This window comes from Mobiluncus curtisii subsp. curtisii ATCC 35241 (assembly GCF_000146285.1).
Lineage (GTDB): Bacteria > Actinomycetota > Actinomycetes > Actinomycetales > Actinomycetaceae > Mobiluncus > Mobiluncus curtisii.
This window is the reverse complement of sequence record NZ_GL385912.1, coordinates 642,014-652,907: the sequence shown is the minus strand read 5'-3', so window position 1 is coordinate 652,907 and position 10,894 is coordinate 642,014. Positions and strand designations below refer to the sequence as shown.

Here is a 10,894-nt window from a genome sequence, read left to right as displayed (position 1 = left end):
CTCATCGCCGTCGCCCTTGTCAGGTTCGTCGTGAGACTCGACCTCATCCTCATCGTCATCTGGCTCTTCGTCCGGCTTAGCGTTGAAGGCAGGGTTGCGTTCGCCGGTGAGAAGTTCGTCGGCGAAACCCATGTCAATCGCGGCGCGTGCGTCCATCCATGTTTCGGCGTCCATGAGCTTGGACAGCTTCGCCCGACTCATGCCCGTCTTTTCCTGATATGCATTCAGGATTGATTCTTTGACCGAATCAAGCATCGACATGGCGCGTGCGAGTTCGTCCTTATCGCCGACCGCCATGGTGGCCGGGTTATGAATCATCAACATCGACACCGGCGACATGGCAACAGTGGATGCGGCCATTGCGATCACGGACGCGGCCGATGCGGCGATCCCGTCGATATTGACGGTCACGTGGCTTGGGTAGTCGATGAGCATGTTGTAGATCTGCGCAGCCGCCACCACATCACCACCAGGCGAATTGAGCCAGATCGTCACCGGCCCCGACCCAGCATTCAACTCACTAGCGAAGATACTGGGTGTGACATCGTCATCGAACCAGGATTCTTCAGCGATCGTGCCGCTAATACGCAAAACCCGGACTACATCTGCGTCCAGGTCATTCGTGTGTGGCTCGGGTTCGAGCCAGTTCCAAAAACGTCTCATATCCTCCTCCTTACAGAAGATTCACTTGTAGATTCCACAGCCGGTTCAGACTCGGTTGTCTGCGCGTATGCCCCTGCGAGGCCGAGCGGGAGCATGTTGCCGTTCACCAAATAGAGGTCACCGCCTGCTTCTGGGCTGATGCGGTCGAGGTTTTCTAGTTCGCGGATATCGTTGGCGCTCATCCATCCGTTCTGCCTGGCAACCGCGTACCCATCCATCCGTGACTTGTAGTCACCTCTCAGTAAGCCTTCGAGGTTGAACTTCACATAGATCTGCGGCTTCTCACGCGAGCTGAGGAGGGTTTTGGTGATGGCCTGTTCCCACCGGATCACCCACGGGTCCAACGTGTACTTCACAAACTCCAACGACTGCTGCTCAATATTGGAAAACGAGGATTTTTCGAGGTCGCCGATCATGTGGGGTGGGATACGGAAGATTCGAGCAATTTCGTTGATCTGAAACTTCCTCGTTTCAAGGAATTGCGCCTGCTCCGGCGAGACGCTGATGGGCGTGTATGTCATGCCCTCTTCCAACACGGCGATCTTGTTGCCGTTCCGGGCTCCACCGAAGGTGGCCTGCCACGACTCGCGCACCCTGGCGGGGTCTTTAATCGTGCCCGGATGCTCCAACACACCACCCGGAGCCGCGCCATTAGCGAAAAAGCTCGCCCCGTAATCCTCGGTAGCCTGAGCCAGACCGATGGCATTCTTCGCCATCGCAATCGGGCTATAGCCAACCAGCCCGTCAAAGCCCAACCCTGGAATGTGCAGCACCTCGCGCGCCGAGAGTCGCACCGTGTCGAAGCGTCCAGCTGGTTCGTCCCATGTCCGCTGATACTCGTAATACAGCCACCCAGCCTCGTCGCGCCCCACCATCATCCGGTTCGGCATCAACGGATACAAACCAATCACTTCATCTTTACCGTTGCGCAGCACTTGGGCGAACGCATTACCCCAAAGAAGCAAATGCGTCATCAGAGTTTCCCTAAAGACAAAGGATGTCATTTCAGGGTTCGGCTCATCATGAAGAAGCCGATACAACGGATGATCGAGCGCTTTCACCTTCGCCCCATTACTGCTTTGGCGGTAGACGTGCAACGGTAGCCCAGCGATAGCTTCAGCCAGAATACGGACGCACGAGTAGACAGCGGTCATTTGCATCGCCGAACGTTCCGTCACCGGACGCCCCGATGAGGTCGCTCCGAAGAAGAACGAGTACCCACCACCCGTCAGGGCATGGTCGTCAGCCTTACGAGCGGAATCGCCACGCAGCCAGGAAAGAAACCCCATTGAAATCCCCCTCAAGAATCAGGAAAATGAATCCATGACGCGAAATAGTTGGAAAACCGCACTCAAAGAAGCTCTAGAAAGGGAAGACCCCGATCAGAAGCTCATAGGCCACTCGATTTTTGCGCGCGTTAACAACGAGTCCAGCCCGAGTCTTGAGATCGTTCCAGCATCATCTGAACCCGCGAAGCCAAATGAACTTCGGTTGCTATTAACGCACTATCGCCCAGAAATACCTAAGGGCGATCATGTTGTCGTGATCGGGATGAATCCCTCGAACGCACGTGCTTTTTCAGGACGGGTCCAAACCGAGAGTGGGTGGGTGCCGGCAACGGACCAGACGGCACTTATAGTGGGAGGGTGGCTCCGCAGCGCCAAGCTGAAAAACACGCAGCGTCTTACGATGATGAACCTTGTACCCATTATCGACAAGGATAGCGATGCAGTTCAGCAACGCATCAATGACTGGACAGGACCAAATCTCGAACAGATTTTCAAAGAGACCCTTGAAACAATCCTAGAGTCCTCAAGAACCTCATCACAGAATGTCCGAATCATTTGCGCCTGGGGATCTCCAGCCAAACACGCATGGGTAGAACAAGGCCAGAAATGGTTCACGGATTTTATTAATTGTCCGCGCAATCACCACGTTACTGATGGCATCCTCATCCGTCGTCTCAAGTTCAAGAAAATCCCTGACACTGAACCTGCTGAACCTGCGCCGTATCCTCCGCATCCCATAGGCAGCTGGGGACTGAATGATGGCAACGATCTTATACCCTTCCCCTAGGCAGCTTGGGACTGAAGAAGGGCAACGATCTCATGTGCGTGCGTGTACAACCAAATTCAGATAAGCAATAGTCCGCGCTCGTCGTAGACGGAACCGGCGTGGTGGTCACTGCCGTTTCGGATGGCTCGGTCGAGCGCCATGATGGTGGCGACCACGCCGTCGATCTTCTCCGTGGACTTTTGCTTGTCGGGCTTGATATTGCCGGCCGAGTCTTGGCGGACGTGAATGTTGTCAACCATCCAGGACAGGACTGGGTGTCCACCATGGGCGAGCTTGCCCTCAAGGGCGAGTTTCATCAGTTCTTTGGATGGTGGGGACATGTCTTTGAAACCCTGCCCGAACGGCACGACCGTGAACCCGGCATCCTCTAAGTTCTGTGACATTTGGACGGCACCCCACCGGTCGAACGCGATCTCCCGAATATCGAACCGGGTGCCGAGTTCTTCGATGAACGCCTCAATCGCCCCATAGTGGACGACGTTGCCCTCGGTTGTCTGCAGGAAGCCTTGTTGCTGCCAGAGGTCGTAGGGCACGTGGTCGCGAGCTACTCGGAGCTTGAGGTTGTCATCGGGTATCCAGAACCACGGCGCGATCACATACGGCTCGTCGCCGGTCTCTGGTGGGAATACGAGGACGAACGCGGTGATGTCCGTCGTGGAGGCGAGGTCGAGGCCGCCGTAACAGACCCGGCCTTCCAGGTCGGCAAGGTCGACGGGAGCCGAGTTGTTGTTCCACACGTGCAGGGGCATCCACCGCACCGACTGCTTCACCCACTGGTTCAAGCGCAGCTGCCGGAACGTGTTCTCTTCTGTCGGATTCTGCCTGGCCGAGTTGCAGGCTTGACGAACCTTCTCAATCGGCACCGTGATCCCCAAGCTCGGATTAGCCTTATGCCACACGGCCTCGTCGGTCCAGTCGTCCTCACGGCCGGCCCCGTAAATCACCGGGTAGAACGTCGGGTCAATCTTTTTGCCTGCGAAGATGTCTTCGGCTTTCTCATGCTGCTCATAACAAATGCTATGCGTGTCGGTTCCTGCGGTGGTGATGAGGAAGTACAACGGCTGGGTGCGAGCATCACCCGAACCCTTGGTCATGACGTCGAACAAGGCACGGCCCGGTTGGGTATGCAGTTCGTCGAAGACAACACCGGAGATATTGAACCCGTGCTTCGAATACGCCTCAGCCGAGAGGACTTGGTAGAAGCTGTTGGTGGGCTTGTAAATAATCCGCTTCTGCGAGGCAAGAATCTTGACACGCTTGGACAGCGCTGGACTCATGCGCACCATGTCCGCCGCAACCTCAAACACAATCGAAGCCTGCTGACGGTCGGCGGCGCAGCCGTACACTTCGGCGCGTTCTTCACCATCCCCGCATGTCAGCAGCAGCGCGACCGCAGCGGCGAGCTCGCTGTTGTGGGTGGGCAGCATTGAGCGGCCGATTAGGTACTGGTGGGAGGGCGAGTCGACTTGGATGCATTGCATGCCCCGGTTGCGGATCGGCTCGATGGAGTCGATGTAGCGGTAGTGCGAGCGAGTGTTCGGGTTACGCGGGATTGCCCGCTCCTGCTTGCGTTCCAAACCTGCGACTGGCATGTCGTCGAAGGCGGTGAACTTCACGTAGTACAAGGTTTCACCGGTCTCGACTCGTCCACACACGCTGGACGGCTGGCTCCAATCGGTGCGCTGCGTGGAGGCGGCGGTGGTGATGGCGTTCTTGACGCCCAGGCTCCACAGCAGTTCAGAGACGGACTCGGCCAGTGCCGGTTCGGTTGAGGTGTAGATCGCCTGACCCTTGCGGGTGGAGATGGACCCGTCGGAATCCATCAGCCCTTGCAGCAACTCGAGCCGTTGACGCCGTGATGCCCGCAGATACTGGGCGGGGATGACCTTGTCACGGTAGGAATCAACCAGGATGGTTTCGAGTTCGGGGATGCGGACACACACCGAGTCGCCGGTGTTCGGGTAGCGGGTCGAGATCGTGTTCCACGCCCACACATGCTCCAGGACGCCTACCACGTCGCACGACTGGATCGTCAGATACGGTTTCGTGGCGGTGCCGTTGCCCAGCCAGTAGCCCATCACGTACGGGTCGACCGGCAGCACGGCCTCTGGCAGGTCGAGGGCGTCGGCGACCGGGATGCGGAAGCGGATTGAGCCGCCGTCACGCGGCAGCCGGTACAGCTCGCCGGTAGTCATCACCGCTTCCCGTGGTGTGCCGTGCGTGTAGTGGCCAGCCCACTGGTGGTTTTCGCCCGCTTCGATCACCTCGCCATCTTTGAACGTGATCCGGTACGCCTGCTCCGTATAGTCCACGTCGGACTTCGCGACCACCCGGCAGGTTTCGCCATGTTCGTCAAATACGATGTCGCCCACACGGATCGCGCCCATCGTCGTAAACCCCGACGGAGTAGGAATCAGCGTGTCCAACGACACCTGCTTGCCCTGCTTCTTGGGTATCTCGACGTAGGCGGTGGTGAACTGGCGGTAGCCGTCGGCTTTGACGGTGCCGAACAGGTCGCGGATGATCTGTTCCTGCCAATCAATCAGCTGGAAGGGCTGTCCTGACCAGCGGCCCTTCGTGTGCTTGAGCGCTTGAATGAAGGCGACCGCATAGTCGGCCTTCCGCTTGTCATATCGTGAACCGTCAGCCATGAACCGGGTCGGCGTGTAGGTGTCGAGAGTGCGCATCACGCCGATCAGGCTCCTTCCTGCACTGGCTGGGTTAGTTGGTGTGGGCGAAGGCCCAGGCGATGGCATGCCCGGCGTCCTCAAAGAGATTGTCGGCTTCGGCGACAAGGTCGAGTTCACATTCAATGAAGCCTCGGGCGTCCGACCCCCAGCCGGGGATGGGCGCCTCGGCGAGCTTGTAGACGCGGGCGTCGTTGCCAATCTGGCCTTTGCCCAGGTGCCGGTAGGCAGAGGCGAGGACGAAATCCCCGTAGGCGATCACCGTACCGTAGCTGTCGGTCGCCATCTGCAGCTGCTCCATCGTGGCCTTTTCGTTGTTCATGACCTTCTCCTTGTCCTCTTGTTCGGTCATGTACATACAGCCATAGGTGTGCGCGGTTATCCAGTCATTTTCGGCTCAATATCAACGAAAAATAGCGGTCTGCATCACTGCGTTTAGGGTAAGTATTCCCACCTGTCTTCGCCTGGGATGAGGCCGAGTGTGGAGCCGTTGTCCCACGCCACGTGAACTGTTCCCGCATCGTCAACGACCATGATTGTTCCTTCCTCGCCTGGGGTGAGGTGCGTGTAGGGGTCGGTGGTTGCGATCAGGCGAACCCGCCGCCTCTCCAGGTTGGCGCTCATGACGCGTCCTCCGGTGAGGGTGTGGTTTTCCACGCCGCGTTGCCCTCCAGGTTCGCGAGCAGAACGCGGCGAGCGTTCTTGTATCCCTTGCCAATCATTCCGAGCCGTAGGAGCCAGCTGCGCATCGCATACTTATCGTTACCCGACGCTGGCGGCTTGGGCGAGATACGGGTGGCGGTCTTGGCGTGCTCGATCATCAGCTGGATAAGCACGCTGACCGCTTCAATCACCTCCGACTCGGGAAGTTGTTCGAACCAAGCAAACTCAACCGTTCCTTCCACCTCGTCCATCTTCATGGGCGTGGCTGGAATATCGAGTGCCTTGGCGATGAGTTCTCCCTTGGCGGCGAGCAGGGCTTCGAGCTTCGCGGCTGTGGCCTCATCCCAGCCAGTCGTGGGGAATGCGAGCGTCAGCCCGTAGTCTTTGCCTGTGGGCGCAAAACCAGCCGTAATCGCTGCCTTACTGAGGGCGTCGGTGTCGATGTTCTCTGGGAGGTGGAGCACCCAGTCCCGATCTAGCCGGGCTTGCCCGATCAGGTAGTCGAAAGAAGGCGTACCCGCATACACAGGGTTCGCGCCGAGATGGGTGGCGATGGTGTCGGCGAGTTTCTTGCGCCCGCTCTTGTTCGGGGAGAAGGGAATCTGGGTCATGCTGCCACCTCTTGGTCGAACCAAGATGCGATGAAACCGAGATAGTCATCTGGGTAGTCGTTGATGCAGGTTGCGGCTAGCTCGAAGTCGTGTTCGCAGGCGTACCCGAATGCTTCAGCACGGTTCCACAGGTCGACGCCTGCTTCTAGCATTTCGGTTAGTTCAATATGTAGTTCGCTCATGACCATCCTCCAATTCGTGTTTCCCCAGTTAGGGTTCTTGTTTGGTCATGTACATACAGCCATAGGTGCGAGCGCTTATCCAGTCGTATTGGCTGCTTTTTGTAGTCTGTTTAGGACGTATTTCACTACTGGTAATGCCACCCCATTTCCCCACAGTTTGTACTGTGCTGAATCAGTTGGCGCGGTTTTCAGCCAAGTAGTGATTTGGCTGCGAGTTTTCGGTTTCACGCCCCGTCCTAGGTTCCAGTTCTTCCACACGCCCTCCCAGTACCTGATTTCGTCTTCGTCTGGGTCGAGGTTTGTGAGGTTGTCACACCAATAGTCCGGGAAGCCTTGTAGACGAGAACATTCGAGGGGTGTGAGTTTGCGTGGGCGAAGCATCGTATTAGCGACAATAGGTGGCTGGTGTGAATCACTTGCCAAAAGTGCACCTGCAACATTTGTGGTTGTCCTCGTGAAATGATCAGATTTCGAAGAAGCATCGATCGGTTCGAGAATGACCATTCCGCCTTGATTGCATGCGGGATTACCGCCAGCTAAATCAAGAGTTTTTGCCACAGTGGTTTCGTAACCGCATTCACCACCATATTTACGATTGTCGTGGACGGAATTTATACCGTATACAGGTTGGTCGAGTAGGAGTGGAACATTTCCACCTCCTGTTCCCATTCGTGAAGTTAAGGTTTGACTTGTTACCTGGTCGCCAATTTCGATGCGTGAATCATTGGGATGGTAATCAAGCATCACCTGCATGCTAGGTTCAAATAAGACTTGGTCAGCACCAGTTCCTAATGTGCCTGAAAGGTCATGCTGAATCAACGGCCCTTTACCACCGCCTGGCTTACCGGCACGCATACGAAGAGTTAACGCCCCGCACTGGTTGCCTGTAGTGCTTGGGCTAATTGTTCGGGCAGGGTTTTGTTTTTCTTCTTTGCTCGCGTCAGGATTCCTTGTGCTGCTTTGGGACTCAAATAGAATCTCGGGTGCGGATTGTCCTGCAAAATCTGCGACAAGGAAGATACGACGACGACGTTGGGGCACTCCGAAAAATTGAGCATCGAGCACTCGCCATGCAAGTGATGCCCCATCTGCCAAGACGTATCCGCTGGTTGCCCAGCTGGTTTCAGGAACAGGAATGCGTGGCGTTTGCTGGCAGGATACCTCGATAAACGCTTGCAAGACCGCGGCGAAGTCGGCTCCGTGGTTTGAGGAGAATACGCCCGGCACGTTTTCCCACACAGCATATCTTGGGTAGGCACCATGAGTTGCTTGCCTCATTTCTTCAATAATTCGCACAGCTTGGTAAAACAGTGAGGAGCGAGACCCATCAATCCCGCTCCGCTTACCTGCGATAGATAAATCCTGACAAGGTGAACCAAACGTGATCACATCCACCGGCTGTAACCGGCCACCATCTAACAAATTAATATCGCCAACATGGCGAACTTCAGGCAGATTTTTCTTAGTTACCCGGAAAGCGAAGGGGTCTACCTCAGATGCCCACATCGGTTTGATACCAACCATTTTGGCAGCTAAAGGGAAACCGCCCGAACCATCAAACAAGGACCCCAACGTCAAAGCACTCACGATTCACCCCGATCAACATCGCGCACCAAATCCAAATACGCGTATTCTTTGCCCTCACGCAAACAGGTGATCCCTGCCGCGTCCCCGGTGTGTTCGGCATAGCGGCGCAAAATCACGGAGGCGTATTTCTCGTCGAGCTCCATGCAATAGCAGATGCGGTCGGTTGCCTCGCACGCCATCAAGGTTGAGCCTGAGCCTGCGAAGGTGTCGAGCACGATCGCGTTCGCCTGGGTGGAGTTTCCGATCGGATACGCCAACAAATCCAGCGGCTTGCTGGTCGGATGATCGGCGTTGCGGCGGGGCTTAGCGAAATTCCAGATCGTGGTTTGTTTGCGATCCGCATACCAGCGATGCTTACCTGTCTTCACCCACCCGTAGAGCACTGGCTCGTGCTGCCACTGGTAGGGCGAGCGACCAAGAACCAGAGAGTCTTTGACCCAGATGCAACACCCCGAAAGATAGAATCCGGCCTCTGCGAAGGCGCGACGGAAATTCAACCCTTCAGTGTCAGCGTGGAACACATACGCGGATGCGCCTTTCTCACACACGCCCGCCATGTTCGTAAACGCCGATAGCAGGAAGTCGTAGAACTTCTCGCCATCCATCTTGTCGTTCTTGATGGACAAGCCCGAGCCTGATTCGAAGGCAACGTTATATGGCGGATCGGTCAACACAAGATTCGCGCGCTTACCATCCATCAGTGTGGCGATGTCGTCGGCACTGGTGGCATCCCCGCACACGAGGCGGTGGCGACCGACCGTCCACACATCCCCACGCTGGACAAATGCGGCTGCTTCGAGTGCGGCGGTGAGGTCGAAATCATCATCCTCCACCTCACCCTCGTCGAGGGAGCCGATAAGCTGCGCGATCTCAGCATCGTCAAAGCCAGTCAGTTCAGCGTCGAAATCCGAAGCGTCAAGGTCAGCGATGAGGAGGGCAAGTTTATCGTTATCCCATTCGCCGCTGATCTTATTCAACGCGATGTTGAGGGCTTTCTCGCGCGTCTCATCCAACTCCACGACGATCACATCCACGGTGTTGTGGCCGAGTTCTTCGAGCACCTTCAAGCGCTGATGCCCACCCACGATGTTGCCGGTGGTCTTGTTCCAGATGACGGGTTCGACGTAGCCAAACTCGGTGAGCGAGCGCTTGAGCTTCTCGTATTCGGGATCGCCGGGCTGGAGGTCTTTACGCGGATTGTAGTCAGCGGGCTTCAGCTCAGCTATTGGCATTGTTTTCATGAGCATGCTTCTTCACCGCCTTCCCTAAAGCATTAACGTGAGCGAACGAGTTCTCCCAACGCAGACCGACATGGCCGAAGTGCCCATAGGTTGAATACTGTGTAAAACCAGGCTTGCGAAGATTCAAAGCATCGATGATTGCTCCAGGGCGCAGCGAGAACACCTCGCGTGCAGCAGCAGTGAGGATCTCGTCAGAGTATTCGCCTGTCCCGAGGGTGTCGATGGTGAAGGCGACCGGGTCAGCCTTCCCAATCGCATAACTGATCGCCACCTGACACTCATGAGCCAGACGAGCGTCGACGATAGTCTTGGCGATCAGGCGCGCCATATATGCACCCGAGCGGTCCACCTTCGAGGCGTCCTTACCAGAGAACGCTCCACCACCGTGAGGGGCGAGACCGCCGTAAGTGTCAACCATCAACTTGCGGCCCGTCAGTCCAGTGTCCGCCTTCGGCCCACCAACCGTAAACAAGCCCGAGGGATTCACCAGAATCTCGGTATCAGCGCTAATCGGCCGGTACGGCTTACACGCGGGTGCGACGATCAGTGTTTTGACCTCAGCTGCAAGCTCATCCAGATCCTTGATCTTCTCGTGTTGGATCGACACCACCACGGTCTCAACCGCCACGGGCTTACCAGCAGCGTCGTAACGAACTGTCACCTGCGCCTTACCATCGGACTTGATCCCGGTGATCGTGCCGTCCTTGCGCGCCTTATCGAGGCGGGCGCAAATCTCGTGTGAGAGCACCAGCGGCAACGGCAAACGCTCCGGGGTTTCCGCCGTGGCGTATCCATAAACGGTTCCTTGGTCACCTGCTCCTTGGAGGGCGAACTCAGTGTCGTCACCGAAACGAGCTTCGAGCGATCGGGTGACTCCTGCGTTGATGTCTGGAGACTGCCTGCGAGTCCAGACGAAAACGGGGAACTTCCACGGCACATACCCCGCCTTCACCAACGCATAACGCACCGACTCACGAATACGCGGACGAACCTTCGAAGTTATCTCGCCAGTCACAATGATCCTGTGACCAGATGCCATCACTTCTACTGCAACGCGGGCAGCAGGATCCTCGTAGAGGATGTCGTCGAGAATGGTGTCGGCGATCAGGTCGCACAGTTTATCGGGGTGACCGATACACACTGCTTCAGCGCTTAGAACCTTAGTCATAGGAATGCCCTTTCAG

The 10,894-nt window shown here is 56.7% G+C and carries 11 protein-coding genes; 1 reads left to right on the top strand and 10 read right to left on the bottom strand.

From position 1 onward, the window contains the following. Both HMPREF0574_RS02995 and HMPREF0574_RS02990 read right to left on the bottom strand, forming a co-directional pair. On the bottom strand, positions 1 to 663 hold a 663-nt coding region (locus HMPREF0574_RS02995), incomplete at its 3' end, for a head maturation protease, ClpP-related (RefSeq protein WP_004007207.1). Next, positions 660 to 1,952, bottom strand: coding sequence for a phage portal protein (locus tag HMPREF0574_RS02990; RefSeq protein WP_004007206.1), 1,293 nt, complete (start codon positions 1,950 to 1,952; stop codon positions 660 to 662). The genes HMPREF0574_RS02990 and HMPREF0574_RS02995, both read right to left, overlap by 4 nt. Before the next feature lie 34 nt (positions 1,953 to 1,986). On the opposite strand from HMPREF0574_RS02990, the gene HMPREF0574_RS02985 reads away from it, so the two are divergent. Beyond that, positions 1,987 to 2,739, top strand: coding sequence for a DUF1643 domain-containing protein (locus tag HMPREF0574_RS02985; RefSeq protein WP_004007205.1), 753 nt, complete (start codon positions 1,987 to 1,989; stop codon positions 2,737 to 2,739). Between the two features lie 56 nt (positions 2,740 to 2,795). Here HMPREF0574_RS02985 and HMPREF0574_RS09800 read toward each other — a convergent pair whose 3' ends face one another. The 8 genes from HMPREF0574_RS09800 to metK form a co-directional block, all read right to left on the bottom strand. Continuing rightward, complete coding sequence (locus HMPREF0574_RS09800; RefSeq protein WP_004007204.1) at positions 2,796 to 5,426, bottom strand: terminase TerL endonuclease subunit; 2,631 nt, start codon at positions 5,424 to 5,426, stop codon at positions 2,796 to 2,798. Positions 5,427 to 5,460: 34 nt separating this feature from the next. Next, the gene (locus HMPREF0574_RS02975) at positions 5,461 to 5,784 is read right to left on the bottom strand and encodes an Nmad4 family putative nucleotide modification protein (RefSeq protein ID WP_004007203.1); all 324 of its coding nucleotides are present in this window, start codon (positions 5,782 to 5,784) and stop codon (positions 5,461 to 5,463) included. A 77-nt stretch (positions 5,785 to 5,861) separates the two neighbouring features. Further along, a complete protein-coding gene (locus HMPREF0574_RS02970; RefSeq protein WP_004007202.1) occupies positions 5,862 to 6,050 on the bottom strand; it encodes a DUF4314 domain-containing protein in 189 nt (62 codons plus the stop codon). Further along, positions 6,047 to 6,700, bottom strand: coding sequence for a hypothetical protein (locus HMPREF0574_RS02965; protein WP_004007201.1), 654 nt, complete (start codon positions 6,698 to 6,700; stop codon positions 6,047 to 6,049). The genes HMPREF0574_RS02970 and HMPREF0574_RS02965 overlap by 4 nt, the downstream gene beginning before the upstream one ends. Further along, a complete protein-coding gene (locus HMPREF0574_RS02960) occupies positions 6,697 to 6,882 on the bottom strand; it encodes a cell division protein (RefSeq protein ID WP_236585838.1) in 186 nt (61 codons plus the stop codon). The genes HMPREF0574_RS02965 and HMPREF0574_RS02960 overlap by 4 nt, the downstream gene beginning before the upstream one ends. A gap of 75 nt (positions 6,883 to 6,957) precedes the next feature. Then, positions 6,958 to 8,469: a DNA cytosine methyltransferase gene (locus tag HMPREF0574_RS02955; RefSeq protein WP_004007199.1), complete on the bottom strand. Its 1,512-nt coding sequence runs from the start codon at positions 8,467 to 8,469 to the stop codon at positions 6,958 to 6,960. Further along, positions 8,466 to 9,716, bottom strand: a complete 1,251-nt coding sequence (locus HMPREF0574_RS02950; protein ID WP_036324248.1) for a site-specific DNA-methyltransferase — start codon at positions 9,714 to 9,716, stop codon at positions 8,466 to 8,468. The genes HMPREF0574_RS02955 and HMPREF0574_RS02950 overlap by 4 nt, the downstream gene beginning before the upstream one ends. Further along, positions 9,688 to 10,878 (bottom strand): methionine adenosyltransferase, encoded by a 1,191-nt coding sequence (gene metK, locus HMPREF0574_RS02945; protein WP_004007197.1) that lies wholly within the window; start codon positions 10,876 to 10,878, stop codon positions 9,688 to 9,690. Before metK ends, HMPREF0574_RS02950 begins: the two co-directional genes overlap by 29 nt. Positions 10,879 to 10,894: the final 16 nt, after the last annotated feature.